The 24,293-nt window shown below is 63.9% G+C and carries 26 protein-coding genes; 11 read left to right on the forward strand and 15 right to left on the reverse strand.

All coding sequences use genetic code 11. The features are described from left to right. The first annotated feature begins 83 nt into the window (after positions 1 to 83). Positions 84 to 266, forward strand: a complete 183-nt coding sequence (locus ACR0DA_RS06890) for a hypothetical protein (protein WP_093962276.1) — start codon at positions 84 to 86, stop codon at positions 264 to 266. On the opposite strand, the gene ACR0DA_RS06895 is transcribed toward ACR0DA_RS06890, so the two are convergent. The 3 genes from ACR0DA_RS06895 to bcoG form a co-directional block, all read right to left on the reverse strand. Further along, positions 263 to 1,024, reverse strand: a complete 762-nt coding sequence (locus tag ACR0DA_RS06895; protein ID WP_480753388.1) for an SDR family oxidoreductase — start codon at positions 1,022 to 1,024, stop codon at positions 263 to 265. The two genes, ACR0DA_RS06890 and ACR0DA_RS06895, sit on opposite strands and share 4 nt — an antisense overlap. Further along, entirely contained in the window at positions 1,021 to 2,484 is a 1,464-nt protein-coding gene (locus ACR0DA_RS06900) for a carnitine 3-dehydrogenase (protein ID WP_480753389.1), read from the reverse strand. Before ACR0DA_RS06900 ends, ACR0DA_RS06895 begins: the two co-directional genes overlap by 4 nt. Positions 2,485 to 2,564: 80 nt before the next feature. Continuing rightward, a complete protein-coding gene (gene bcoG, locus ACR0DA_RS06905; protein ID WP_480753390.1) occupies positions 2,565 to 3,479 on the reverse strand; it encodes a 3-dehydrocarnitine:acetyl-CoA trimethylamine transferase BcoG in 915 nt (304 codons plus the stop codon). 133 nt (positions 3,480 to 3,612) lie between these two features. Here bcoG and ACR0DA_RS06910 point away from each other — a divergent pair, with 133 nt between their 5' ends. Further along, positions 3,613 to 4,599 carry a GlxA family transcriptional regulator gene (locus ACR0DA_RS06910; protein WP_480753391.1) on the forward strand — a complete coding sequence of 329 codons (987 nt, stop codon included), beginning with the start codon at positions 3,613 to 3,615 and terminating at the stop codon, positions 4,597 to 4,599. 70 nt (positions 4,600 to 4,669) lie between these two features. Here ACR0DA_RS06910 and ACR0DA_RS06915 read toward each other — a convergent pair whose 3' ends face one another. From ACR0DA_RS06915 to ACR0DA_RS06925, 3 genes are read right to left on the reverse strand one after another with little or no spacing between them, the layout of a single operon-like run. Continuing rightward, a complete protein-coding gene (locus ACR0DA_RS06915) occupies positions 4,670 to 5,716 on the reverse strand; it encodes an aldo/keto reductase (protein ID WP_170599608.1) in 1,047 nt (348 codons plus the stop codon). Between the two features lie 56 nt (positions 5,717 to 5,772). Further along, complete coding sequence (locus tag ACR0DA_RS06920; RefSeq protein WP_170523444.1) at positions 5,773 to 6,234, reverse strand: DNA polymerase III subunit chi; 462 nt, start codon at positions 6,232 to 6,234, stop codon at positions 5,773 to 5,775. 4 nt (positions 6,235 to 6,238) lie between these two features. Then, on the reverse strand, positions 6,239 to 7,705 hold the full coding sequence (locus tag ACR0DA_RS06925) for a leucyl aminopeptidase (protein WP_480753393.1): 1,467 nt from the start codon (positions 7,703 to 7,705) through the stop codon (positions 6,239 to 6,241). Positions 7,706 to 7,933: 228 nt separating this feature from the next. Between ACR0DA_RS06925 and lptG the strand changes: the two genes are divergently transcribed. The 5 genes from lptG to rsmA all read left to right on the forward strand — a co-directional run bounded on the left by lptG (position 7,934) and on the right by rsmA (position 14,335). After that, on the forward strand, positions 7,934 to 9,034 hold the full coding sequence (lptG, locus tag ACR0DA_RS06930; protein WP_170370595.1) for an LPS export ABC transporter permease LptG: 1,101 nt from the start codon (positions 7,934 to 7,936) through the stop codon (positions 9,032 to 9,034). Beyond that, entirely contained in the window at positions 9,034 to 11,202 is a 2,169-nt protein-coding gene (locus tag ACR0DA_RS06935; protein ID WP_480753394.1) for an LPS-assembly protein LptD, read from the forward strand. Before lptG ends, ACR0DA_RS06935 begins: the two co-directional genes overlap by 1 nt. Continuing rightward, positions 11,193 to 12,446 carry a peptidylprolyl isomerase gene (locus ACR0DA_RS06940; RefSeq protein WP_480753395.1) on the forward strand — a complete coding sequence of 418 codons (1,254 nt, stop codon included), beginning with the start codon at positions 11,193 to 11,195 and terminating at the stop codon, positions 12,444 to 12,446. Before ACR0DA_RS06935 ends, ACR0DA_RS06940 begins: the two co-directional genes overlap by 10 nt. Beyond that, positions 12,443 to 13,408 (forward strand): 4-hydroxythreonine-4-phosphate dehydrogenase PdxA, encoded by a 966-nt coding sequence (gene pdxA, locus ACR0DA_RS06945; RefSeq protein WP_480753396.1) that lies wholly within the window; start codon positions 12,443 to 12,445, stop codon positions 13,406 to 13,408. Before ACR0DA_RS06940 ends, pdxA begins: the two co-directional genes overlap by 4 nt. An 84-nt stretch (positions 13,409 to 13,492) precedes the next feature. Further along, complete coding sequence (rsmA, locus tag ACR0DA_RS06950; RefSeq protein WP_480753398.1) at positions 13,493 to 14,335, forward strand: 16S rRNA (adenine(1518)-N(6)/adenine(1519)-N(6))-dimethyltransferase RsmA; 843 nt, start codon at positions 13,493 to 13,495, stop codon at positions 14,333 to 14,335. Positions 14,336 to 14,403: 68 nt separating this feature from the next. Here rsmA and ACR0DA_RS06955 read toward each other — a convergent pair whose 3' ends face one another. The 3 genes from ACR0DA_RS06955 to prfA all read right to left on the reverse strand — a co-directional run bounded on the left by ACR0DA_RS06955 (position 14,404) and on the right by prfA (position 17,113). Next, entirely contained in the window at positions 14,404 to 14,976 is a 573-nt protein-coding gene (locus ACR0DA_RS06955) for a DUF4167 domain-containing protein (RefSeq protein WP_480753399.1), read from the reverse strand. 239 nt (positions 14,977 to 15,215) lie between these two features. Further along, entirely contained in the window at positions 15,216 to 16,061 is an 846-nt protein-coding gene (gene prmC / locus ACR0DA_RS06960; protein WP_170580723.1) for a peptide chain release factor N(5)-glutamine methyltransferase, read from the reverse strand. Next, positions 16,058 to 17,113, reverse strand: a complete 1,056-nt coding sequence (prfA, locus tag ACR0DA_RS06965) for a peptide chain release factor 1 (RefSeq protein ID WP_480753910.1) — start codon at positions 17,111 to 17,113, stop codon at positions 16,058 to 16,060. Before prfA ends, prmC begins: the two co-directional genes overlap by 4 nt. Before the next feature lie 62 nt (positions 17,114 to 17,175). Here prfA and ACR0DA_RS06970 point away from each other — a divergent pair, with 62 nt between their 5' ends. After that, positions 17,176 to 17,478, forward strand: coding sequence for a hypothetical protein (locus ACR0DA_RS06970; RefSeq protein WP_170370601.1), 303 nt, complete (start codon positions 17,176 to 17,178; stop codon positions 17,476 to 17,478). Here ACR0DA_RS06970 and ACR0DA_RS06975 read toward each other — a convergent pair. The 4 genes from ACR0DA_RS06975 to ACR0DA_RS06990 all read right to left on the reverse strand — a co-directional run bounded on the left by ACR0DA_RS06975 (position 17,404) and on the right by ACR0DA_RS06990 (position 21,071). Then, positions 17,404 to 17,811 carry a DUF1499 domain-containing protein gene (locus ACR0DA_RS06975; protein ID WP_480753401.1) on the reverse strand — a complete coding sequence of 136 codons (408 nt, stop codon included), beginning with the start codon at positions 17,809 to 17,811 and terminating at the stop codon, positions 17,404 to 17,406. The two genes, ACR0DA_RS06970 and ACR0DA_RS06975, sit on opposite strands and share 75 nt — an antisense overlap. 66 nt (positions 17,812 to 17,877) lie before the next feature. Beyond that, complete coding sequence (gene speB / locus ACR0DA_RS06980; protein ID WP_480753402.1) at positions 17,878 to 18,825, reverse strand: agmatinase; 948 nt, start codon at positions 18,823 to 18,825, stop codon at positions 17,878 to 17,880. A 69-nt stretch (positions 18,826 to 18,894) separates the two neighbouring features. Continuing rightward, the gene (speB, locus tag ACR0DA_RS06985; protein WP_480753404.1) at positions 18,895 to 19,872 is read right to left on the reverse strand and encodes an agmatinase; all 978 of its coding nucleotides are present in this window, start codon (positions 19,870 to 19,872) and stop codon (positions 18,895 to 18,897) included. 35 nt (positions 19,873 to 19,907) lie between these two features. Then, positions 19,908 to 21,071 carry a M20 aminoacylase family protein gene (locus ACR0DA_RS06990; RefSeq protein ID WP_480753405.1) on the reverse strand — a complete coding sequence of 388 codons (1,164 nt, stop codon included), beginning with the start codon at positions 21,069 to 21,071 and terminating at the stop codon, positions 19,908 to 19,910. A gap of 66 nt (positions 21,072 to 21,137) precedes the next feature. Here ACR0DA_RS06990 and mazG point away from each other — a divergent pair, with 66 nt between their 5' ends. From mazG to ACR0DA_RS07005, 3 genes are all read left to right on the forward strand, one after another. Next, entirely contained in the window at positions 21,138 to 21,995 is an 858-nt protein-coding gene (mazG, locus tag ACR0DA_RS06995) for a nucleoside triphosphate pyrophosphohydrolase (RefSeq protein WP_480753407.1), read from the forward strand. A 61-nt stretch (positions 21,996 to 22,056) separates the two neighbouring features. Next, positions 22,057 to 22,998, forward strand: coding sequence for a nucleoside hydrolase (locus ACR0DA_RS07000; RefSeq protein WP_480753408.1), 942 nt, complete (start codon positions 22,057 to 22,059; stop codon positions 22,996 to 22,998). Further along, positions 22,995 to 23,444 carry a GNAT family N-acetyltransferase gene (locus ACR0DA_RS07005; RefSeq protein WP_170358922.1) on the forward strand — a complete coding sequence of 150 codons (450 nt, stop codon included), beginning with the start codon at positions 22,995 to 22,997 and terminating at the stop codon, positions 23,442 to 23,444. The genes ACR0DA_RS07000 and ACR0DA_RS07005 overlap by 4 nt, the downstream gene beginning before the upstream one ends. On the opposite strand, the gene ACR0DA_RS07010 is transcribed toward ACR0DA_RS07005, so the two are convergent. Both ACR0DA_RS07010 and ACR0DA_RS07015 read right to left on the reverse strand, forming a co-directional pair. Continuing rightward, positions 23,441 to 23,611, reverse strand: a complete 171-nt coding sequence (locus ACR0DA_RS07010) for a hypothetical protein (protein ID WP_170338259.1) — start codon at positions 23,609 to 23,611, stop codon at positions 23,441 to 23,443. The two genes, ACR0DA_RS07005 and ACR0DA_RS07010, sit on opposite strands and share 4 nt — an antisense overlap. Positions 23,612 to 23,745: 134 nt before the next feature. Continuing rightward, a complete protein-coding gene (locus ACR0DA_RS07015; RefSeq protein ID WP_480753410.1) occupies positions 23,746 to 24,288 on the reverse strand; it encodes a GNAT family N-acetyltransferase in 543 nt (180 codons plus the stop codon). Positions 24,289 to 24,293: the final 5 nt, after the last annotated feature.

Genomic DNA, 24,293 nt, shown 5'->3' on the forward strand with positions numbered 1-24,293 from the left:
CCACGGGTGCAATTTCCCACCTGATCCCCTATATTGAGGTGCGCGAAAATCCGAACGATCCGACCCAAAGGAGGATATCAGGAATGGACGCTCTCAAAACCGCTCAATACGCGCGCGCCCTGTATTCGGCGCATGGCGACAAGGCCGAGGCCGAAGCCGCCCAGAAAGCCCGCGAATTCGAAGCCGCAGGAAACGTGGAAGAGGCACAGAACTGGCAGGCCGTCCGCGCCTCGATCCGCCAGATGCGCGGCCCAAACCAGGGCTAAAGCTTGGGGTCGGGGTTAACGGTATGTCCATCGACGGCGATGACCTGCCCCGACACCAACCGTGCCGCATCCGAGGCCAGGAACACCGCCATGGCGGCAATGTCATGCGCTTCGACGAAGCGGCCCATCGAAGTACCCGCCGCATAGCCCCGATAGACCTGATCGCGGGTCATGCCCTTGGCGGCCGCTTCGCGCTGCAGCACGCCCTCCATCCGAGGGCCTTCCACCGCGCCGGGGCAGATGACGTTGCAGCGCACGCCGTGCGGCCCCAGCTCCATCGCCAGGGTCTTGCCCAGCCCGATCACCGCCCATTTCGCCGCTGCATAAGGCGCACGGTTGGGATAGCCGTACTGCCCGGCGGTCGAGGATGTGATCAGCACCACGCCGCGCCCCTGCCGTTTGAGCATCGGCGCCGCGTATTTCGCGCTCAGAAACGCCCCGTCCAGATTGACGGAAATACATTTTTGCCAATCGCTTAGCGCCACATCTTCGATCAATGCAGTCGGCCCCGCGATACCCGCATTCGCGCAAAGAACGTCCAATCCGCCCCACTGCGCCGCGATCTCGTTGAAAAGCGCTGCAACGGCGCCCTCATCCGACACATCGACCTGCGACCGCCCCCAGTGATCCGGGCAGGCCTGAAGCGCCTCGGCGTCCACATCCGCCACCCAGACCTGCGCGCCGGCGGCGTCGAACGCCTCGGCCATCGCGCGTCCCACGCCCAAGGCACCGGCGGTGATCAGAACCCGCCCGGTCATGCCGGTTTGCGGATCGCCGCCCCTGCGCCCTCGGGATAGGGCAACCCGGCCTGCGCTTCGGCGATGCGGGCCATTGCGGCTTCGATCTGCGGCGACGGCGCACAGGGCCGACGGGTTTCCAGGCTGACATGCAGCAGAAAGCTCTCGCCCGTGGCCAGCAGTTTGTCGCCCTCGTACATGCTGTGGAACAGGTGCAGCTTCTTGCCCTGCCCCAACAGCATCTGCGTGCGCACCTCGATTTTCGCCCCGGCATGGGCCTCGTCCAGATACCGGATGTGGTTTTCAGCCGTGAAATAGCTGCCGCCCGAGGCGATGTAGTCGGCATCGCAGCCGATGATCTCCATGAAACGGTCGGTCGCTGCGGCGAAGGCCTCGAGATACCGCGCCTCGTTCATGTGACCGTTGTAATCGGTCCAGTCCAGCGGCACCGCGCGGGCCAGCGTCAGGATCGGCTGGCTCAGATCCGCCTGATCCAGCGTCGGCAGAGCATCCGGCTTCAGCAGCGCGTCATGCTGGTTCAGCACCGCCCCCGCGCCCCAGTCGCGCGCCTTCAACGCCCGCATCATGCCCACCAGATTGTTGTCGCGAATGCGCTCCAACTCGCGGATCGAGTGCATCCCGGATTGCGCATCCGACTGGTCGGCGATCATGTCGACCAGCTCGTCGGTGAACTCGGGCACGTCCATCAGCTTGGTCCAGGGCCATTTCAGCGCCGGGCCGAACTGGGCCATAAAATGCCGCATCCCGGCCTCGCCCCCGGCCACGCGATAGGTCTCGAACAGGCCCATCTGCGCCCAGCGGATGCCAAAGCCCATGCGGATCGCCTCGTCCACCTCCTCGGTCGTGGCCACGCCGTCCTTGACCAGCCACAGCGCCTCGCGCCACACGGCTTCGAGGAACCGGTCGGCGATATGCGCGTCGATTTCCTTGCGGACCTGCAGCGGGAAAAAACCGACCGAGCGCAACACATCCTTGGCCTGCGCGACCAGTTCGGGCGGGTTGGCGACCGAAGGCACCAGTTCGACCAGCGGCAGAAGGTAGACTGGGTTGAACGGGTGCGTCACCACGATCTGTTCGGGCCGCAGCGCGCCTTCCTGCAGCTCGGAGGGTTTGAACCCGCTGGTCGAGGACCCGATGATCGCCCCCGGATCACAGGCCTCCTGCAGCCCCTTGTAAACCTTCAACTTCAGATCCAGCCGCTCGGGCACGCTCTCCTGGATCCACGTTGCCCCCTTCACCGCGTCGGCGATGTCGGCATGAAAGCTCAACGCGCCTTCTCGCGGCAGCGGCACATCGCTCAGCCCGGGCAACGACCGCCGCGCGTTGTTCAGGACTTCGCCGATCTTGCGCTCGGCCTCGGGGTCCGGGTCGAACACCCGCACGTCCCAGCCATTCAGCAGAAACCGCGCGGCCCATCCGCCGCCGATCACGCCGCCACCGATGATCGCTGCCGTCTTCATCTTCTCTCCTTCGCCCCGAACGTTCACGCCGCACCGGGTGCCATCGTTGTTCGACAGATTTTGCGAGGGTCGCCCCGCCGTCAGGTCGCCACAGGCGCCCGTTTGACCAATCCCAGTTTCTCGCGCACCTCGGCCGGGCCGATCACCCGCGCGCCCATGTTCTCGATGATCGTTCCGGCGCGCTCGACCAGTTGCCAGTTCTCGGCCAGCACCCCCTTGTCCAGCCACAGGTTGTCCTCGAGCCCCACGCGCACGTTGCCGCCCGCCAGAACCGAGGCCGCCACATAGGCCATCTGATGCCGCCCCAGCGAGAACGCGCTGAATGTCCAGTCGTTGGGCACGTTGTTCACCATCGCCATGAAGGTGTTCAGGTCATCCGGCGCGCCCCACGGCACGCCCATGCACAGCTGCACCAGCGCGTTCGGGGCCAGAACGCCCTCTTTCACCAGTTGCTTGGCGAACCACAGATGGCCGGTGTCAAAGGCCTCGATCTCGGGCTTCACGCCCAGATCGGTCATCATCTGCCCCATCGCCCGCAACGCGCCCGGCGTGTTGGTCATCACATAGTCGGCCTCGGCAAAGTTCATGGTGCCGCAATCCAGCGTGCAGATCTCGGGCAGACATTCGGCCACATGGGCCACGCGTTCCGACGCACCGATCATGTCGGTCCCCTCGGCCACGGGAAACGGGGCTTCGACTCCGCCGAACACGATGTCACCGCCCATGCCAGCGGTCAGGTTCAGAACCACGTCCACCTCGGCGTCGCGGATGCGGTCCGTCACCTCGCGATACAGGTCCAGACGGCGGCTGGGCGCGCCGGTTTCGGGGTCACGCACATGGCAATGCACCACTGCCGCCCCGGCCTTGGCCGCCGCGATGGCGCTTTCGGCGATCTGCTTGGGTGAACGCGGCACATGTGGGCTGCGATCCTGCGTTCCACCCGAGCCGGTCACGGCACAAGTGATGAATACTTCGCGGTTCATTTCCAAAGGCATGGTGTTATCCCCAAGTTATACACGGCTTCGCCATGGGTTTTCCCCAGGCTTCTCCCCGGATTCCGATTTGCGTCTGGCCCCGACTCTGGCGCAGCCTTGACCAGACAACTTGCCAGAATGCGAATCAGACTTGATGAAATCCGCAAAAAACATCCTCCAGCCCGAGCACCGCGCGCTGAAAACCGCCGTTCTGGTGCTGGACGAGTGCAACACGCTCAGCTTCGCCTCGGCGGTGGACCCGATGCGCGCCGCCAACCGGCTGGCCGACCGCCCGGCCTTCGACTGGGACTACGTGACCGCCACGCCCGAGCCGGCGATGCTGACCAGCGCGTTGCAGGTGCCGGGCGTCCCGCTGGCGCGCCTCGACCACTGCGACCTGATGATCGTGATCGCGGGGTTCAACCTAGTGCGCCACGCAACGCCCAGCCTGCTGGCCGGGCTGCGCCGCATCGCCAATACCGGCGCCACGATGGCGGGCATCGACGGAGGCCCCTGGCTGCTGGCCGAAGCAGGGCTGCTTGACGGTCACGCCGCCACCACCCACTGGGAAGATCTCGAGACCTTCGCCACCCGTTTCCCCGAAGTCGACGTGCGCCCCGACCGGTTCACCGTGTCGGGCAACCGCCTGACCTCGGGCGGCGCGATCCCCGCGGTCGAGATGATGCTGCACATCATCGCGGCACGCCACGGCGCCGGCTTCGCGGCCCGTGTCTCGGGCCTGTTCCTCTACGAAGGCGCCCCCGAACCCGGCAGACCACAGAGCCGCACTGGGGCGCCACACCGCCACAGTGCCCTGACCGCCCGCGCCAACGTGATCATGCAGGCCGCGCTGGACGACCCGCTGCCCCTGGCCGAGATCGCAAAGGCCCTGGGAACCAGCCCGCGCACCCTGCAGCAGCAATTCCGCCTGCGGCTGAACACCACGCCACAGGACCACTACCTGCAACTGCGCCTGGCCGAGGCCCGCCGTCTGGTCACCGATACCGACATGCCGCTGATGGATGTGGCACTGGCCACGGGGTTCACGTCACAATCCAGCTTTGCGCGCGCTTTCCGCACGGCGCATGGACTATCCGCCCGCGACCTCAGGCAGGACCGCACCCAGCCCACCCATCACTGACGGGCGAGCTTCATCTGGTCATAGATTTGGGGGGAGTTGGCCACGGCGACGGGCGCAGCGCCCCCATCCCTCAATACGGCATCGGATGCGCGCGATGGGCCGCGTTGATCTCGGCCATAACCTCATCGGACAGCACGACATCCCGCCCCTCCAGGATCCGCTCCAGCTGCGCCTGCGTGGTCGCGCCGAAGATGACCGAGGTCATGAATGGCCGCGCCTGGCACCAGGCCAGCGCCATGTGCACCGGGTCCAGCCCGTGTTTAGCGGCAATCGCCAGATAGGCTTCGACCGCGTCGAAAACCCGGTCGCCTTTGCGCCCGCCCATCTGCGGCACGATCGACATGCGCGATCCCTCGGGCACCGCCCCGCCCTGATACTTGCCGGTCAGAAATCCGGCGGCCAGCGGCGAGAAGGCCAACAGACCCACATCCTCATAGGCGCTCAACTCGGCCATGTCGGTGTCATACAGGCGGCACAGCAGGGAATACTCATTCTGGACCGAGGCCACCCGCGGCGCACCCATCTCTTCCGACAAGCGCAGCCACTGGGCGGTTCCCCAGGCGCTTTCGTTCGACAGGCCGAAGGCGCGGATATTGCCCTTGTCCACCTGCGCCTGCAGCGCCTCGAGGCATTCGCGCATATTGTCCAGAACCGCCTGCCTGTCGCCGCCCGAGGGGTCATAGTCCCAGTTCTGCCGGAACATGTAACTGCCGCGGTTGGGCCAATGGAATTGGTACAGGTCGATGTAGTCGGTCTGCAGACGCCGCAACGATCCCTCGATGGCCCCGGGGATCGTGCTGGCCGAGATCGGTGCTCCGTCCCGCGCATGCGTGAAGCCGGCCCCCGAATGCTTGGTCGCCAGAACATAGCTTCCGCGGCGGGCCGGATGTGCCGCATTCCAGTTGCCGATGATCTGCTCGGTCTTGCCTACGGTCTCCTTGGTGATCGGGTTGACCGGGTACATCTCGGCGGCATCAAGGAAATTGATCCCGGCTGCCAGCGCCGTGTCGATCTGACGATGCGCATCCGCCTCGGGGGTCTGCGTGCCGAATGTCATGGTTCCGAGGCACAGGTCCGAGACCTGGATGCCCGTGCGGCCCAACGGTTTCATTTTCATCAATCAATCTCCTGTCGCGCGGATCGCCACGCCTGCAATCTGATTTCGGTCCCGAGTCAGCCGGATTCGGCCTTTTTCTCCCAGCGGCCGGATTCCTCCGACCAATACTGCGCCGCGCAACCCGCCGCGGTCAGAGTCTTCCATTGACCACGCGCATGATCCACCGCGGTTGGGTCGTTGCCATCGAACAGGATGCAAACCCGCTCCGAGGCGGTCACCTCATCCGGCGTCACCTCGGCCCCGTCCACCGCCATCAGGCAAGACGGGTTGTTGGCAGCGTCCGCCTCGGTAGTCAGCAGGATCGGCTGAACCGCGTCATGCGGCCCACCTGCCTGCCCATGCGGCAGAAACGCGTCTTCGGGGCCCAGCCAAAGCCTTTCGTCCAGCCAGTCCATCCGCGCAGGGTCAGTGCCTCGCACCGCAATCCGCCACCCGGCCTGACGTGCCTTGTCCAGCAATACCGGCAAGGTCTGCTCAAGTGGATGGCGGGTCAGGTGGTAGAAGTAGACGGCACCCATCGACCTACTCGAAATAGTCCTGCACGAAACGGCTGAGCGCACGAACGCCCCAACCCGTGGCGCCCTTGGGCGCATAGGACGTTTCCGCCGCAACCGAGGCCACGCCCGCGATATCCAAATGGATCCAGGGTGTTTCTTCCTTGACGAAACGCTGCAGAAACTGCGCTGCGGTGATCGAACCGGCCGGCCGGCCGCCCACGTTCTTCATGTCCGCGATGCGCGACTTCAGCAGATCGTCATAAGCCTGCCCCAGCGGCATACGCCACGCGCCTTCATCCTCGGCCCGGGCCGCCTTCAGGAACGCGTCGCAGAAGGTGTCGTTGTTGGAAAACACGCCTGCGTTTTCATGCCCCAGCCCGATGATGATCGCGCCGGTCAAAGTGGCTAGATCGATCATGCCGACCGGATTGAACCGCTCCTGCGCGTACCACATGACGTCACACAGCACCAAACGCCCCTCGGCGTCGGTGTTGATGATCTCGACCGTATCGCCCTTCATCGACTTGACGACGTCGCCCGGCCGCGTGGCACTGCCCGAGGGCATGTTCTCGACCAGCCCGACCAGGCCCACGACATTGGCCTTGGCCTTACGCTTGGCCAATGCACGCATGGTGCCTGCAACGACACCTGCGCCGCCCATGTCCATGGTCATCTCTTCCATACCAGCGGCCGGTTTGATCGAAATACCGCCGGTGTCGAAAACGACCCCCTTGCCGACCAGAGCCAGCGGCGCGTCATCGGCATCGCCGCCATTCCACTGCATCACGACGACTTTCGAGGGGCTGTCCGACCCTTGCCCGACGCTCAGCAGGGTCCTCATGCCCAACTCGGCCAGTTTGTCTTCGTCCAGCACCTCGACCTTCAGGCCCAACTCCTCCATCTCTTTCAGACGGTTGGCAAATTCGGTCGTCGTCAGGATGTTGGCGGGTTCGTTCGTCAGGTCGCGGGTCATGCGCACACCATCAGCAACCGCATAAAGCGGTGCGAAGGCGGCCTCGGCGTCTTCGGGCTTGGCGTGGCAGATGGTCACCGCGCCGTCTGCGTCATCGTCCTTGGTTTTGTGTGCGTCGAAATCATAGCTGCGCAGGGCAATGCCCAGGGCCAGTTCCTCGGTCCGCATTTGGTTGCCCGCCATGACCAGCAGGTCCTTGCCACCTGCCAGCTTGGCCAGCGCGGCACCGCCTTTGCGGGCTTCGTCCGGCTCGGGGCGGCGTGGCAGGACGAGAATGTCCAATGCCTCTGCCTCCATCCCGCCGGGCCAAGCCAACGAGATCACGTCGCCAGTCTTGACCTTGGCGAAACGGTCGCTTTCCACCAGCCGGGCCACGGCACCACGGGTCAGTCGGTTTGCGCGGCGCGCGGCGGGGTTCATCTTGCCATCGGCGGGTATGAGAATGGCCACCCGGCCTTGGGCCTGTGCCATCAGGTCCAGTTCGAAGGCTTGAAAACGGATCGGTACCAAACTGCTCATTTCTTGCTCCTGAAAAACTCTGCCCACAGACCTAGCCCGCGCCGCCGCCATTGACCAGATAGCAGTTTTCCCCGCCCGCCAATTGCATTAAGGTCGCGCCAAAATGACCGGCAGGCTCGGGGGAGAAAACTTGGCATCATTCGGCAGGCATAGGCCGTCGCGCATGTTTTTGTGCCTTGGCGATTCTGGCAACAGGCCTGCTGGACGCCCCGTGCCGGGGATGCGACCGTGATTCTGGACCGGTACTTCGCCCGCCGCTTTTTGCAGAGCTTTCTGGTGATTGGGGCCATCTTCCTGACACTGATGATCCTGATCGACCTGATCGAACAGGCCCGTCGGTTCAATGACGCAGACCTGTCCTTTGGCCAGGTTCTGCAGCTGACGCTTTTGAACACACCCGCTGCGATCAGCGAGATGCTGCCGCTGTTGATGATCCTGTCGACCATTGCCCTGTTTGTCGGCCTCGCCCGCAGCTCGGAGTTGGTGGTGACCCGAGCGATCGGCCGCTCGGGTATCCGCGCGCTGGTGGCACCGGTCCTTCTGGCGCTGATAATCGGAACTCTGGCGGTGGCCCTGCTGAACCCGATTGCGGCGGCAACGTCCGAGCAGTACCGGCATTTCTCGGATCTATACAAAAACGGTGGCAGTTCCGCCCTCTCGATCAGCCGCGACGGGCTTTGGCTGCGTCAGGGCTCGCCGCAGGGCCAATCGGTGATCCATGCCCGCGCATCGACCAACGACACCGAGCTTGAATTGATCGACGTGACCATCATCACGTTTTCGCCCGAAGGTCTTCCGACCCGTCAAATCATCGCCGACGGCGCTCGCCTCGACGACGGGGCCTGGATCCTGCGCAACACCAAGGAATGGCCCCTGTCCAGCGACACCAACCCCGAGACCCACGCCGTCACGCATGAGACCCTGCGGCTGCCCACTTCGCTGACCCGTCAGCGCATCCTTGAAACTTTGGGCCAACAGGACAGCGTCTCGGTCTATGACCTGCCCCAACTGATCCGCGACCTGCGCGAGGCGGGTTTTTCGACCAAGCAATACGAGGTTTGGCTGCAGGTGCAGCTGGCGCGCCCATTCTTCCTGATTTCGATGGTGTTGATCGGCGCGGCTTTCACCATGCGGCACGTGCGGTTCGGCGGCACCGGCGTCGCCGTGCTGACGGCTGTTCTTCTGGGGTTCGGCGTATACTTCGTGCGCAATTTCGCTCAGATTTTGGGAGAGAACGGCCAATTGCCAATTGTGATTGCGGCCTGGGCACCGCCGTTTGCGGCCATATTGCTGTCGCTCGGCCTTCTGCTGCACGCGGAGGACGGCTGATGCGGCGCCTTCTGCCCCTTCTTTTGTCCAGTGCTGTGTTCTTTTCCGGTCCGGGGCTGGCATTGGCCCAAACCTCGGAGACCAGTTCGCCCGCGTCTGACACGGCACAACAACAGGATCAGCCTGCCTTGCTGGTGGCTGACAGGATCTTCATCACCCCGGATCGCAAACTGGTGGCCGAGGGCAATGTCGAAGCCTTTCAGGGCGACGTCAAGCTGTCCGCGCAGCGCGTGGTGTTCGACCGCGAGTCGGGCGAGCTGACGCTGGAAGGTCCGATCCGGATCGATCAGGGTGGACGCTCGACCGTCCTTGCGGACTCAGCGCAACTGGATGACGGCATCCAGAACGGGTTGCTGACCGGCGCACGGCTGGTGTTCGACCAGCAGGTACAGATCGCGTCGGTTCAGGCGACCCGTGCGGCAGGACGCTACACGCAGTTCAGCAAGGTCTCGGCCACGTCCTGCCATGTCTGCGCCGACGGTCGGCCGCCCCTCTGGCAGATCCGGGCCCGCAAGGTCACGCATGATCAGCTCGAACGGCAGTTGTATTTCGAGGGCGCCCAGTTCCGCATTCTGGATGTGCCGGTTTTCTACTTTCCAACCCTGCGGCTGCCGGACCCGACACTGGATCGGGCAACCGGGTTTCTGGTGCCGTCAATCCGCACGACCTCGCAGTTGGGTACCGGCGTCAAGACGCCGTATTTCTTCAAACTGGGCGATCACAGGGATCTGACGCTGACCCCCTACCTGTCGTCCAAGACCACGACGCTTGGCTATCGCTACCGGCAGGCCTTCAAGAACGGCCGCATCCAGTTTGAAGGGGCCTATACCCGCGACGATGTCCAGCAGGAGCAGGATCGGGGCTATTTCTTTGCAAATGGCTGGTTCAATCTGCCGAACGACTTCCGGCTGACCTTTGACGTCCAGACCGCATCGGACGACTCATATCTGGCGGACTACGGGCTGCCTGACTATGACCGCTTGCGCAGCGAGATCGCGCTTGAGCGCATCAAACGCGACACGGCGTTTCGGACCAGCTTCATTCACTACAAGACCCTGCGCGACAGCGAGGAACAGGATGAGATCCCCTCGCAGGTCTTCGATCTGTTCTACCAGAAACGCTATTTCCCCGCGTCCGCTGTCGGCGGCGAGGTGCGGTTGGGCTTCGTCACCCACACCCACACCCGGACCAGCGACGAGGATATCATCGGGCGCGATGTGGCCCGCGCCACATTCGACGCCCAGTGGCTGCGCAGCTGGACCTTTGCCTCCGGGCTGCGCGCGGATGCTGAACTGGGGGCTTCGGTCGACACGTTCGACATTCGCAACGACAGCGCCTACCCCGACCGGATCACCCGGTCGACCCCGCGCGCGGCTTTGACACTGCGCTATCCGATGACCCGGCGCGAAGCCTCTGGCGCGACCCAGTTTCTTGAGCCGATCGCGCAGTTTGGCTGGACCCATGTTTCGGACACCGATGTGCCCGATGACGAAAGCACCTTCCAGGAATTTGACCAGGGCAACCTGTTGTCCCTGTCCCGCTTTCCGGCCGAGGATCGACGCGAAGACGGCACGACCGCGGTCGTGGGCGTGAACTGGGCGCGGTATGCCCCGGGCGGTTGGCAGGCATTGGCCACGGTCGGCCAGGTCTTCCGCTCGACCGCCGATCCGAACTTCACCGCTACGTCCGGCCTGCAGGGAACTTCGTCCGACCTGCTGCTGGCAGGGCAAATCAAGACGAACAATGGCCTGACGCTGGCCGCACGTGGATTGATGGATGGCGATTTCAGCTTTACCAAGGCTGAATTGCGCGGAACGTGGGCCAACGAGGGGACCCAACTGGGCGGAAGCTATATCTGGCAGCAGCCGGACCCGGCCGAAAACCTTGACATGGAAACATCCGAGATACGGTTGACCGCACGTCAACGATTGGATGAAAACTGGAGAGCCAACGCCCTGGCCCGCTATGATCTGGCAGAATCCGAACCGCTGCGGCTGGGCTTGGGTGTGACGTATGAAAATGAATGTGTGCAGGTTAACATGTCCGTCAGCCGGCGATATACTTCGACATCAAGTATTGAGCCTTCGACGGAATTCGGCTTTACCGTTGCACTGACAGGATACGCCGTTGAAGGCGGGGGCAAGAAGTATAAAAGAAAATGCAGCTGATTTCAGGTTTTTCCAGGTTCTTTCGTTCCCGTTGGCTGACGGCATTTGCGCCCGGCCTCGCGGTCGCCATGCTGACAGTTGCGCCTCAGCAAGCCCCCGCGCAAAGCTTGTTTTCACCGGCTATCCGCGTGAATCAGGACATCGTCACCTGGTACGAACTGGATCAGCGCCAGCGGTTCCTCGAAGTTCTGGGTATCCCCGGCAGCTCTGAGGCCGAAGTCCGCAAAGCGCTGATCGACGAACGCCTGCGCAAACAGGCCATGCGCGAAGCCGGCATCCAGCCCACACCCGAAGACATTCAGGTTGCGATCGACGAATTCGCCTCGCGCGGTCAGCTGTCCCCGGATCAGTTCCTGAAGGCATTGGCCGACGCGGGCATCGACCGGGAAACCGTGAGGGACTACGTATCCAGTCAGCTGGCATGGCGCGACTATGTCAGCGCCCGCTTTATCTCTCAGGCCCGTCCGACGGACGACGAAATTGACCGTGCAATGGGTCAGACCGGCGGTGGCGGTCTCCAGGTTTTGCTGTCCGAAATCATCATCCCCGTGAATGCGCAGACCTTGGCGCAGGCCGAGGCCTTGGCCGACGAGATCGCCCGTGTCGAAACTATCGATGCGTTTTCGGCCGCCGCCACGCAGTACTCGGCAGCGCCGACACGCGAAAATGGCGGACGCCTGGACTGGTTGAACGTCACCAACCTGCCTCCGGCGCTGCAACCGGTTATCCTTGGCCTGAAGAATGGCGAGGTCACGGCGCCGCTGAGCCTGCCCAACGCCGTAGCCCTGTTCCAGATGCGCGGCCTGCGAGAAGTGGCCGCCAGCACGCCGCGGTTCTCCAAGATCGACTATGCAGCCTATTACCTGCCTGGCGGACTCAGCCCCGATACGTTGCAAAGAGCCTCCGAACTGAAGGAAACGGTGGATACCTGCGACGACCTGTACGGCATCGCCAAGGGGCAACCGCCCGAGGTACTCGACCGGGTCTCGGCCAGTCCGTCCGAAATCCCGCGCGACATCGCGCTGGAGCTCGCCAAGCTGGATCCCAACGAGGTGTCGACAACTCTGACCCGCAACAACGGCCAGACGTTGGTGTTCCTCATGCTGTGCAATCGGACGCGCGATCTGGGTGAGGACACGTCACGCGAGGACGTGGCCAACGCGTTGACGCAGCAACGCCTGCAGGCATTCGCCAACAGCCTCGTCGAACAGCTGCGCGCCGACGCCACCATCATCGAGCAATGACCGCGCCCATCGCGCTCAGCTGCGGCGAACCCTCGGGCATCGGTCCGGAAATCGCCGCCAAGGCCTGGGCTGCGATGCGCGACAGCTGTCCGTTTTTCTACATCGGCGATCCCGGCCACCTGCCGGACGATATCCCCACGACCGAAATCGTAGACCCCGCCCAGGTGGCTGACATCTGCGCAGAGGCGCTGCCCGTGCTGCCGCTGACCTTTCCGGCCCCCAACATGCCCGGCCACCCCGATCCGGCCAATGCACCTTCGGTGATCGACGCCATCGAAACCGGCGTGTCGCTGGTGCAATCGGGCGCGGCCTCGGCCCTCTGCACGGCACCGATCCACAAGAAGGCCCTGATCGACGGCGCCGATTTTGCCTATCCGGGCCATACCGAATTTCTGGCGGCGCTGGCAGGCCGCTCCCGCGTGGTGATGATGCTGGCCAGCGAGCAACTCCGCGTGGTGCCCGCCACGATCCACATCCCGCTGTCGCAAGTGCCCTCGCGGCTCACGCCCGACCTGCTGCGCGACACGATCGCGATCACCGCCGACGGCCTGCGCCGCCAATTCGGCATCCCGAATCCTCGCATCGCGGTGGCCGGGCTCAACCCCCATGCCGGCGAAGGCGGCAAGATGGGCCGCGAGGAACTCGACTGGATCGCCCCCCTGCTGGCCGATCTCACCCCCGACGGTTACACCGTCACTGGCCCACACCCGGCCGACACGATGTTCCACGCCGCCGCGCGCGCTCGCTACGATGCCGCCATCGCCATGTATCACGATCAGGCGCTGATCCCGATCAAGACGCTCGATTTCGACCGTGGTGTGAACGTGACCCTGGGCCTGCCCTTCATCCGCACCTCGCCCGATCACGGCACCGCGCTCGACATCGCCGGGAAAGGCATCGCCAACCCCACCAGCCTGATCGAGGCGCTGAAACTCGCCCAACGCATGGCACAAAGCACTTGATCCTTCAACTGGCGCCAAATATCCCCGCCGAAGGCAAAAATTCTCTGGCGCGCCGCCTGCACCCTGCGCCACGGTAACCGGATCATGAGCGCAATCGACACCCTCCCCCCGCTGCGCGAGGTAATCGCCAAGCACCAGCTCTCGGCCCGCAAGTCGCTGGGCCAGAACTTCCTGCTCGATCTCAACCTGACGGCCAAGATCGCCCGGCAGGCCGGCGACCTGAGCCAATGCGACGTGCTGGAGATCGGCCCCGGCCCCGGAGGCCTGACCCGCGGTTTGCTGGCCGAAGGTGCGCGCAAGGTGGTGGCGGTGGAAAAAGACACCCGCTGCATCGCCGCACTTCAGGAAATCGCTACCGCCTATCCCGGGCGGCTCGAGGTCATCAATGGCGACGCTCTAGAAATCGATCCGCTTGAACATCTGACCCCGCCCATCCGCGTGGCGGCCAATCTGCCCTACAATGTCGGCACAGAACTGCTGGTGCGCTGGCTGACCCCGCCGGAATGGCCGCCCTTCTGGCAAAGCCTGACCCTGATGTTCCAGCGCGAGGTGGCCGAACGCATCGTGGCGCTGCCCGGCACCAAGGCTTATGGGCGGCTGGCGATCCTGGCCCAGTGGCGGGCCGAAGCGCGCATCGCCATGTCCCTGCCTCCCGGTGCGTTCACGCCGCCGCCCAAGGTCAGCAGCGCCGTGGTCCACCTGACCGCCCTGCCCGAACCCCGCTTTCCAGCCGATGCCGGTATTCTGTCACGTGTCGTAGCCGCTGCGTTCAATCAGCGCCGCAAGATGCTGCGCGCCTCGCTCAAGGGGATGGCCCCCGATATCGAGGACCGCCTGAACGCCGCCGGCATCAAGCCGACCGACCGTGCCGAGCAGATATCACTCGAAGCGTTCTGCGCGCTGGCGCGTGAGATACAAAAAACCTGATCCCGAACGAAAACGGCCCCGGACATCTCTGACCGGGGCCTTTGAACTCTGTGCGCAACCGCTATGGCTTATTCGGCAGCCTCTGGTGCATCACCGCCGCCTTGGGGGGCCTGCACTTCTACGGCCTTAGGCTTGCGTGCGCGCGGTCTCCGGGCAGGTTTGTCCTTGCGCTCGGCCGCTTCGGCCTTGGCGCCCGCGCTTTCGGGCGTCTCGACAAGCCCGGATTCAGGAGTATCCGAATCGGCGTTCAGATCAACGATGTCCGGCTGCGGAGCCTCGGCCGGGTCCGCCTGGCGTGCGGCTTCACGTTCCTGCCGCTCCGCCCGCTCCCGATCGCGCTCGGCCTGACGCTCGCGGTTCTGGCGTTCCTGCTCTTCCCGACGCGCCTCCATTTCGCGTTGCGCCTCGCTCAGTAGGCGCAGGTAATGCTCGGCATGTTGCTGAAAGTTTTCGGCAGCGACGCGGTCATTGGCCAGCTGTGCATCGCGCGCCAGCTGGTTGTACTTGTCAATGATCTGCTGCGGCGTGCCGCGCACCTTGCCCTCGGGCCCCGAGCTGTCGAAAACCCGGTTAACGACGTTGCCACCAGAGGGACGATTGCGGTTGTTCTTTGCCCGCGAGCGGGATTTGGAGGATCTCATCTTACTGTACGTCAGCCTTGTCTTGCACTGTCGATCCACCCGTATTCTGCGCTGCTCTGTGGCCTGTGCCGTCACGGGATGTCGACTTTTTTGGGCTTGGCGTCAGGGGTGCGCCGAAAGGGCGTCAACCGCGCTGACTACTCTGAGTAAGCATGTCCTGACGGCGCAGACAAGGGGTTAATACACCAAATGCCGGGTTTTTTACCCCGACCGGCGTAAATCGGCCTCAGAATCCGCGGCTAGCCCGGCATTCTAGCGCTTACCACCCGATCCCGCCCGTCCAGATCAGGAACGACACGGATATCCGCCAGCCCCGCCGCGTCGAACAACGCGCTGACCGCCTGCGCCTGTGTCGGGCCGATTTCCACCAGAAGTCGTCCGCCGGGAACAAGGTGGTCCGGGGCGCCGGCCGCAATCCGACGATAGGCGTCCAGCCCGTCCGCTTCATCCGTCAAAGCCAGACGCGGCTCGTGCTCGCGTACTTCGGGCGACAGGCCATCCATCTCATCCAGCGCGATATAGGGCGGATTGGAAACGATCAGGTCGAAATACCCGCCAATGTTCTCAAACCAGTCCGAGCGCTGGATTTCTGCCCGATCCTGCACCCCATGGGCCACCGCATTGGCGCTGGCCTGCAGACAGGCGGCCTCGCTCAGATCGACGCCCAGCCCGGTTGCGCTGGTGCGTTCCGCCAGCAAGGTGATCAGGATGCAGCCCGAGCCGACGCCCAGGTCCAGCACGCGGTCAAACGGCTGGCTCAGGGCCGCTTCGATCAGCGCCTCGGTTTCGGGGCGCGGGTCCAGCACGTCGCGGCTGACGCGGAAGCGTCGGCCGTAAAACTCGCGCTCACCCAGCAGATGGGAAACCGGAACCCGGATCGCGCGCAGCGACACCAGTTGCTCATAGCGTTCGGCGATCTCGGGCGAGAGCTCTTCGGGAGCGATCAGGGTCACGCGGCTGGCCTCGATCCGGGCGGCATGGGCCAGCAGGACCCTAGCGTCCCGCGCCGGGTCGTCCACACCTGCGGCCCGCAGGCGCGCGGTGGCGGCCACCATGGCCTGTGCCGCTGTCAGCGCCGCGATCATTGCGCCATCTCCGCCAACAGGCGCGCCTGATCATCGGCGGTCAGCGCGTCGATCACCTCGTCCAGATCGCCCTGCATGATCTGGTCGAGTTTGTAGAGCGTCAGGTTGATCCGGTGATCGGTCATCCGGCCCTGCGGGAAATTATAGGTACGGATGCGCTCGGAGCGGTCGCCCGACCCCACCTGGCTGGCCCGGTCGGCCGAGCGTTCGCTGTCGATCCGCTGACGTTCGAGGTCATAGAGACGCGTCTTGAGCACCTGCATCGCGATCTCGCGGTTGCGGTGCTGCGACTTCTCGGAACTGGTCACCACGATTCCCGTGGGCAGGTGCGTGATCCGCACCGCCGAGTCGGTGGTGTTCACATGCTGTCCGCCTGCGCCCGAGCTTCGCATCGTGTCGATACGCAGGTCATTGGGGTCGATCTGGATGTCCACGTCCTCGGCCTCGGGCAGAACCGCCACGGTCGCCGCCGAGGTGTGGATGCGCCCACCGCTTTCGGTTTCGGGCACGCGCTGAACGCGGTGCACGCCGGATTCGTATTTCAGCCGGGCAAAAACGTTGTCGCCCTTGATATGGGCCACCACTTCCTTGATACCACCCAGTTCGGTCTGCTGTTCTTCGATGATCTCTAGCTGCCAGCCGCGCGCCTCGGCATAGCGCTGATACATCCGCAACAGGTCGCCCGCGAACAAAGCCGCCTCGTCGCCGCCGGTGCCAGGGCGGATCTCCAGCATCGCCGGCCGCGCATCGGCCGCGTCCTTGGGCAGCAGCGCCAGTTGCAGCGCGTGTTCGGCCTCGGGGATGCGCGCCTTGAGCTGCGGGATCTCCTCCTCGGCCAGCTCTTTCATGTCGGGGTCGTCCAGCATCGCCTCGGCCTCGGCCAAATCGGCCCGCAGCTGGCGCCAGGCTGCGATCTGTTCGACCACCGGCTTGAGGTCAGAATATTCCTTGGCCAAAGCCGCGATATCGCCGCCCGAAGCGCCATCGGACATGGCCGCTTCGAGGTACTGGAATCGCTGGGTGATCTGTTCAAGACGTTCTTCGGGGATCATTGGGGCGGTGTCTATCATCCGACGGCTTTGGTCAAGGCCTCGGCTTGTGCTAAGCTATGCGCATGAAACGGATCATTGCCCTGCTGATCGTCTGCGCAACGCCCGGTCTGGCCGATGTCATCGGCCCCGGTGGCAAGGTGCAGGATTGCTATTGCACCGACACCTCCGGCGCACGGGTGGAACTGGGCGAGATGGTCTGCCTGCAGGTCGATGGCCGCATGTTCATGGCTCAGTGCCAGATGTCGCTGAACGTGCCGATGTGGCGCGAGGTGTCCGAGGGGTGCCTGTCTTCAGGACTGCAAAGCCGCCAGCCAACCGTCGACCCGGGTGCGGTTGACGTCGAAATCCCGTCGGCCAAATCGTAACCGTCCATGGATGCGCAGCGTGTCGCCGACCTGCTGGGCGGTGGTGTAGTCGGGAAAGCCGAACACCCGGCTGCGGGTCACATAGGTGATCAGGCCCTCATCGACCGATCCAGCCAGCACCGTTGTGCGCGGCGTCGCCCGCGCCATCTTGTCCAGCCGCGCAAGGCCGTCCGGTCCGGTCTGCACCATGCGGATCACGCCTCCGGGCAGGTCGCGATCTGCCTCGGCCACGACCGGCACATGCCAGCGCGCGGGATCGGACGGTGCCAGCCGCACATAGAGGCCAAGCCCGACAACAGCGGCGACGACCAACCAAAGAACCATGCGTTTCATTCCATTCAGACCTTCCGGCAGAACCCTAGCCGCCAGCCGGTAAGTGGCAAGACCCGCCGGCCTCGCCTACCGTGACGTCACGCCGGGCAGGATGCACAGCAGCTCGAACAGCAGGTTTGCCGCCGTCAGCGCGGTATTGCCCGACGGATCATAGGGCGGAGAGACCTCGACCAGGTCGCAGCCCACCACGTTCATGCCCCCAAGCGCGTGGATCAGCTGCAGCGCCTGCGGCGTGGTCAGCCCGCCGATCTCGGGCGTGCCGGTGCCGGGGGCATAGGCCGGGTCCAGGCTGTCGATATCGTAGGTGACATAGACCGGATGTTCGCCGATTTCCTTGCGGATCAATGCCCCGATCTGGGTCAAGTTCTGTTGCCACAACTCCCACGCAGGAAACTGCCGGAACCCCCAACCCTTGGCCTCGGTGAAATCGCTGGTCGCATAGCCCGAGCCGCGGATACCGACCTGAAAGGTCTTGGCGGGCACGATCAGCCCCTCTTCATACGCGCGGCGAAAGACGGTGCCGTGGGTTTCGCGCTCGCCGAACATTTCGTCATTGACGTCGGCATGGGCGTCCACATGCACCAGGGCAACGGGCCCGTGTTTCGCGGCAACGGCCCGCAGAATCGGCAGTGTGATCGAATGATCGCCCCCCATCGCCACCGGGATCACGCCCTCCGCCAGGATCGCGTCATAGCTTTCCTTGATGATCCGAAGGCTGTCGGCCAGCGAGAAGGTGTTGATCGCCAGATCTCCGATATCGGCGATCTGGAGGCTGTCGAAAGGCGCGGCGAAGGTGGCCATGTTGTAGGGCCGGATCATGGCGCTTTCGGCGCGGATCTGCTTGGGGCCGAACCGGGTACCCGACCGCCACGAGGTTCCGATGTCCATCGGCACGCCCAGCACCGCCACGTCCAGCCCCGCCAGCGTATCGGCCGCGGGCAACCGCATGAAGGTGTTCGGCCCCGAAAACCGCGCCAGATCATTGCCGCTGATGGGTTGGTTGAATTGGCTCATGGCGTGCGCGCCCCCTGTCCCGTTGGTTCACCTGATACCGGCCATAGCAAAACCATGGCTAACCAATGGTTAAAGCCGCCCGTCTTTCCCCAGCTTGGTCCATCCCAGCAGGCAGATGATCTGGGTCGCCACATGCGCCCCCGCAATCGCCGTTGCGCCGGACGTATCGAACGGCGGGGACACCTCGACCACGTCGCCACCCTTGATGTTGATCCCGGCGATGTCGCGCAGGATGATCTGCGCCTGAATCGAGCTGAGCCCACCCCAGACCGGCGTGCCGGTGCCAGGCGCAAAGGCCGGGTCCAGCCCGTCGATGTCAAAGCTCAGATAGACAGGACTGTCGCCCAAAATGCCTTTGATCTTCTGCGCCACGGCGGCGGGGCCGGATTCATAGACCTCGCGCGCGTCGATGATGTTGACGCCCAGCGTGTCCTCGTTGGTGGTGCGGATCCCCACCTGAACCGAGCGTTTCGGGTCCACGATTCCCGACTTCACCGCCTTGTAGAACATGGTGCCGTGGTCCACCCGGCTCATGTCGTCATCGGCCCAGGTGTCGGTATGGGCGTCGAACTGCAACAGCGACATCGGCCCGTATTTCTCGGCATAGGCCTTGAGAATGGGAAAGCTGATATAGTGGTCGCCCCCCAGCGTGACCGAGGCCACATCCGCCGCTAGAATGGTACGGATATGATTGGTCAGCGTGTCGGGAAAGGCCGGGATGTTGGCATAGTCATAGGCCATGTCGCCATAGTCGATGATCGCCAGCTCGCTGAGCGCATCGAAGGGCCAGCCATAGGGCGCATCGGGCGATTGCAGGGCGCTGGCCTCGCGGATCGCGCGCGGACCCAGACGGGTGCCGGGGCGGTTGGTCACCGCCTGATCGAACGGCACGCCGGTCACCGCGATATCGGCCCCGGTCAGATCCTTGGTGTACAGCCGCCGCAGAAAGGACGTCGCCCCGCCAAAGGTGTTTTCATAGCTCAACCCCTTCAGGTCGGGGTTGGTAAAGGCCTCATCGACCTGATTTTTTGCGTCTTCCAATGCCATTTTGGCCCGTTTCCTTCCTGATATCGACCGGACCGTCAGGTCAACGGCTGCGCCTTTTCGACGATGCGCGCAAAGAACGAGGCACCCACCGGTGCGATCTCGTCGTTGAAATTGTACTTGGGGTGGTGCAACCCCGGCCCGTCGCCCTGCCCCAGGAACAGATAGGCGCCCGGACGTTCCTGCAGCATGTACGAGAAATCTTCGGCCCCCATCTCGCGCCCGGCTTCGGCGATCACCCGATCGGCGCCCGAGACCTCGCGCGCGACCTCGGCGGCAAAGCCGGTTTTGTCCGCATCGTTGACCGTGGCCGGATAGCCCACGACGTAGTCCAGCGTCGCCGTCACCCCGTAGGACGCCGCCTGCCCCTGCACGATTTCTTCAAGACGGGTCATCACCATCTGCTGCACCGCCGGGTCGAAGGTGCGTATGGTGCCGTTCAGATAGGCGGTGTCGGGGATCACATTGTTCACGGTCCCGGTGTGGATCTGGGTGACCGAGATCACCAGATCGTCCAGCGCATAGTGGTTGCGGCTGACGATGGTCTGGATCGCCTGGGCGATTCCGCAGGCGGCCATGACCGGGTCGCGCGTCTCGTGCGGCATGGCGCCGTGGCCACCCACGCCCTGAATGTGGATGTCGAACGTATCGACCGCCGCCATGATCGGCCCGGGCGTGGTATAGAACGCGCCCTCGGCAAAGCCCGGCGCATTGTGCAGCGCATAGACTTCGGCGATGTCGAACCGGTCCATCACACCCTCTTTGACCATGATATCGGCACCGCCGCCCTCTTCCTCGGCGGGTTGGAACAGCAACGCCACCCGGCCGCGGAAATTCCGCGTTTCGGCCAGGTACCGCGCCGCGCCCAGCAGCATGGTGGTGTGCCCGTCATGCCCGCAGGCATGCATCATGCCCGGTGTCTTCGAGGCATAGTCCACACCCGTTTCCTCAGCGATCGGCAGCGCATCCATGTCGGCGCGCAGCCCGATCGTGGGGCCATCGCCCTGCCCGGTGATGATCGCCACGATCCCTGTTTGCGCGATCCCTTCGTGCAATTCGTCCACGCCGAATTCGCGCAGCCGCTCGGCCACGAAGGCGGCGGTCTGGTGGCAGTCGAACTCCAGTTCCGGGATCGTGTGCAGGTGCTGGCGCCATTCGGCCATGTCGGCGGCGTAGTCGGCGATACGGTTGACGACGGGCATCGGGGGTGGACTCCTGATCCAAGCTGCGGGATGGATGCATCTGACACCGGAACAAGGGGCTTCGCAATGGCTGAAAATCCACTGATCCACGATACCGACGCCGGAATCGAGCGGCTGCTGGAAATCATGCGCCGCCTGCGCGACCCGGAAACCGGCTGCCCGTGGGATATCGAACAGGATTTCGCCACCATTGCCCCCTACACGATCGAAGAGGCTTACGAGGTCGCCGACGCCATCGAACGTGAGGCTTGGGACGAGCTGAAGGGCGAGTTGGGAGACCTGCTGTTTCAATCCGTCTTTCACGCGCAAATGGCTGAAGAGGCTGGGCATTTCACCTTTCAGGACGTGGTGCGCACCATGTCGGACAAGATGGTCGACCGCCACCCGCATGTGTTCGGCGACGAGTCCCGCGACAAGTCCGCCGAACAGCAGACCCGCGACTGGGAAGCGATCAAGGCCGCCGAGCGCGCGGGCAAGGAACAGAAAGGCGCTCTGGACGGGGTGGCCGCCAACCTGCCCGCCCTGCTGCGCGCCTACAAGCTGCAGAAACGCGCCGCGCGGGTGGGCTTCGACTGGCCACATGCCGGCCATGTACTGGACAAGATCACCGAAGAAGCCGCCGAACTGACCGAGGCGCGCGACCAGATGGACGCCGACGCGCTCGAGGATGAATTCGGCGACCTGCTCTTCGTGATCGTCAATCTCGGTCGCCATCTGGGCGTCGAGCCCGAGGCCGCGCTGCGCCGCACCAACGCCAAGTTCACCCGCCGGTTCGAACAGGTCGAAGCCCGGCTGGCCGCTCGTGGCAAGACGCCGTCAGACAGCACGCTGGAAGAGATGGACGCCCTGTGGGACGCGGTGAAAACCGAAGAACACCGGGCAAATGGCAAACTCCCGCCGGTGGCCACCGGAACGGGGGCCTGAAACCGCTGGACAAGCCGGGCCGCGCTTGCCAGTGTCCGCCCTTCAAGACCCCGGAGGCCCCATGACCGCGCGCAAGATCATCATCGACACCGACCCCGGACAGGACGACGCCGTCGCCATCCTGTTGGCGCTGGCCAGCCCCGACGAAATCGAGTTGCTAGGCATCACCGCCGTCGCCGGCAACGTGCCGCTGGAGCTGACCGCCAAGAATGCGCGCATGGTCTGCGAACTGGCCGGGCGCACCGACATTCCGGTCTTTGCCGGGTGCGACCGCCCGTTGAAACGTCCTCTGATCACCGCCGAGCACGTGCATGGCAAGACCGGGCTGGACGGCCCCATCCTGCCTGACCCGCAGATGCCGTTGGCCGAGGGGCATGGCGTTGATTTCATCATCGACACCCTGCGCGCGCAGGATCCCGGCACCGTCACCCTCTGCCCGCTGGGGCCGCTGACAAACATCGCCACGGCTTTTCAGAAGGCGCCCGACATTGTTGAGCGCGTGCAGGAAATCGTGCTGATGGGTGGCGCTTACTTCGAAGTCGGAAACATCACACCCACCGCCGAATTCAACATCCATGTCGACCCCGAGGCCGCTGATATCGTGTTCAAATTCGGCGTTCCGATCGTGGTGATGCCGCTGGATGTGACGCACAAGGCCCTGGTCACCAAACAGCGCAACGACGCGTTCCGGGCTCTTGGCACCAAGGTCGGCATCGCCGTGGCCGAAATGACTGACTTCTTTGAACGTTTCGACAAGGAAAAATACGGCAGCGAAGGCGCGCCCCTGCACGATCCCTGCGTGACCGCCTATCTGATCCGCCCCGAATTGTTCTCGGGCCAACACGTCAACGTCGAGATCGAAACCCAGTCGGACCTCACGCTTGGCATGACCGTTGCCGACTGGTGGGGCGTCACCGACCGCAAGCCCAACGCGCTGTTCATCGGCGACGTGGACGCCGACGGGTTCTTTGCCTTGCTGACCGAACGGCTGGCGCGGCTATGAGTGCCGCTCTGCGCCTTGCCCGTCCCGAGGACCTTGATCGCCTGATGGGCCTGGTCGCCGCCTTTCACGCTGAGGCCGGGATCGAACAGGACCCCGACCAAAGGCGCGATGCGCTGACGCCGCTGCTGGAAGGCATCCCGCATGGCTGTATTTATCTGATCGGCCCGTCGCGCGCACCGTTGGGCTACATCATCCTGACCTTCGGTTGGTCGGTCGAGTTCGGGGGGATGGACGGGTTCGTCGATGAAATCTACATCCGGCCCGCCATTCGCGGCCGCGGAATCGCCACCGAGGTTCTATTGGACTTGCCCAAAGCGCTGGCGGGTGCCGGCCTGACGGCCCTGCATCTGGAAGTGGATCGAACCAACGAGGCCGCGCAGAAACTCTACCTTCGGACCGGCTTCAAACCGCGCGACCGTTACATGTTGATGAGCAAAAAGCTCTAGCGTGACTCACCGCGGAAGATCAGCCCGGGATTGTAGTACATCTCTTGCACCGGATCGTTCTGCGACACCGGCTCGCCGGTGATCGGGTAGGTGTCAGGCCCTGCGCAGGCCGCCAGAACCCCGACGGAAAGCACGGAAATAACGAGAAGGATTCTTGAAGCGGACATCACGTTCTCCTTTTCTGCTGTACCGTCAAGCTACGCCCGACAACCTCGCACTTGTAGGAACAAGTTCACACATAATCACATTTATGCTTGCATTTTTTCTTCCTGCCTGAATCAAACCCTGGGGTAATGGGAAATTACCCTGCAATTCCATCGGATTCGGAAGAGTCACCCGTCAGTGACATTTCGAAGAACAACAGCTGGCCCTGGGCGATCTCGGGTATATCCGAATAGGCATCGCGCAGCTTGAACCCCAGCGACAGATACAGCCGAGTCGCCGCTTCCAGCGGTTTTCCGGTGTCCATCCGGATCATCTCGAACCCGTCTTTGCGGCACTGGGCAATCAGCGCCTGCATGATCGCACACCCCGCACCCGTACCCCGAGCGTCATCGGTCACGAACACGCGCTTGATCTCGGCAATACCCGGACCGATCGTCTGGAACATCCCGCAGCCCACCGCCCGCCCGTCCAGCATCGCCAGCCGAGTCCCGCCCTTGGGCGGCATATGCTCGATTTCGATGGCGGACAGAACAGCTGCATATTTCTCGGGTGGATAGAACGTGTTCACGACCTGCCGCGACCGTTCGTCCAGCGTCAGCAGATAAGCGTGATAATCCCAACACAAACGCCGGACAGCATCGAACTGGTCCGGCGTTTTAGGTTCAACGATACTTAGCATGACGG

It is taken from the genome of Ruegeria sp. CI8, assembly GCF_056536865.1.

Excerpts from the sequence above, each read along its gene's own strand:
- ACR0DA_RS07000 (WP_480753408.1), top strand. The coding sequence starts at position 22,057 with ATGACCGCGCGCAAGATCATCATCGACACCGACCCCGGACAGGACGAC.
- prmC (WP_170580723.1), bottom strand. The coding sequence starts at position 16,061 with ATGATCGCGGCGCTGACAGCGGCACAGGCCATGGTGGCCGCCACCGCG.
- prfA (WP_480753910.1), bottom strand. The coding sequence starts at position 17,113 with ATGATCCCCGAAGAACGTCTTGAACAGATCACCCAGCGATTCCAGTAC.
- mazG (WP_480753407.1), top strand. The coding sequence starts at position 21,138 with ATGGCTGAAAATCCACTGATCCACGATACCGACGCCGGAATCGAGCGG.
- ACR0DA_RS06990 (WP_480753405.1), bottom strand. The coding sequence starts at position 21,071 with ATGCCCGTCGTCAACCGTATCGCCGACTACGCCGCCGACATGGCCGAA.
- ACR0DA_RS07010 (WP_170338259.1), bottom strand. The coding sequence starts at position 23,611 with ATGTCCGCTTCAAGAATCCTTCTCGTTATTTCCGTGCTTTCCGTCGGG.
- ACR0DA_RS07005 (WP_170358922.1), top strand. The coding sequence starts at position 22,995 with ATGAGTGCCGCTCTGCGCCTTGCCCGTCCCGAGGACCTTGATCGCCTG.
- ACR0DA_RS07015 (WP_480753410.1), bottom strand. The coding sequence starts at position 24,288 with ATGCTAAGTATCGTTGAACCTAAAACGCCGGACCAGTTCGATGCTGTC.
- pdxA (WP_480753396.1), top strand. The coding sequence starts at position 12,443 with ATGACCGCGCCCATCGCGCTCAGCTGCGGCGAACCCTCGGGCATCGGT.
- ACR0DA_RS06920 (WP_170523444.1), bottom strand. The coding sequence starts at position 6,234 with ATGGGTGCCGTCTACTTCTACCACCTGACCCGCCATCCACTTGAGCAG.
- ACR0DA_RS06935 (WP_480753394.1), top strand. The coding sequence starts at position 9,034 with ATGCGGCGCCTTCTGCCCCTTCTTTTGTCCAGTGCTGTGTTCTTTTCC.
- ACR0DA_RS06895 (WP_480753388.1), bottom strand. The coding sequence starts at position 1,024 with ATGACCGGGCGGGTTCTGATCACCGCCGGTGCCTTGGGCGTGGGACGC.
- ACR0DA_RS06955 (WP_480753399.1), bottom strand. The coding sequence starts at position 14,976 with ATGAGATCCTCCAAATCCCGCTCGCGGGCAAAGAACAACCGCAATCGT.
- rsmA (WP_480753398.1), top strand. The coding sequence starts at position 13,493 with ATGAGCGCAATCGACACCCTCCCCCCGCTGCGCGAGGTAATCGCCAAG.
- ACR0DA_RS06975 (WP_480753401.1), bottom strand. The coding sequence starts at position 17,811 with ATGAAACGCATGGTTCTTTGGTTGGTCGTCGCCGCTGTTGTCGGGCTT.
- ACR0DA_RS06970 (WP_170370601.1), top strand. The coding sequence starts at position 17,176 with ATGAAACGGATCATTGCCCTGCTGATCGTCTGCGCAACGCCCGGTCTG.
- speB (WP_480753402.1), bottom strand. The coding sequence starts at position 18,825 with ATGAGCCAATTCAACCAACCCATCAGCGGCAATGATCTGGCGCGGTTT.
- ACR0DA_RS06940 (WP_480753395.1), top strand. The coding sequence starts at position 11,193 with ATGCAGCTGATTTCAGGTTTTTCCAGGTTCTTTCGTTCCCGTTGGCTG.
- ACR0DA_RS06925 (WP_480753393.1), bottom strand. The coding sequence starts at position 7,705 with ATGAGCAGTTTGGTACCGATCCGTTTTCAAGCCTTCGAACTGGACCTG.
- speB (WP_480753404.1), bottom strand. The coding sequence starts at position 19,872 with ATGGCATTGGAAGACGCAAAAAATCAGGTCGATGAGGCCTTTACCAAC.
- ACR0DA_RS06900 (WP_480753389.1), bottom strand. The coding sequence starts at position 2,484 with ATGAAGACGGCAGCGATCATCGGTGGCGGCGTGATCGGCGGCGGATGG.
- ACR0DA_RS06915 (WP_170599608.1), bottom strand. The coding sequence starts at position 5,716 with ATGAAAATGAAACCGTTGGGCCGCACGGGCATCCAGGTCTCGGACCTG.
- ACR0DA_RS06910 (WP_480753391.1), top strand. The coding sequence starts at position 3,613 with ATGAAATCCGCAAAAAACATCCTCCAGCCCGAGCACCGCGCGCTGAAA.
- bcoG (WP_480753390.1), bottom strand. The coding sequence starts at position 3,479 with ATGCCTTTGGAAATGAACCGCGAAGTATTCATCACTTGTGCCGTGACC.
- ACR0DA_RS06890 (WP_093962276.1), top strand. The coding sequence starts at position 84 with ATGGACGCTCTCAAAACCGCTCAATACGCGCGCGCCCTGTATTCGGCG.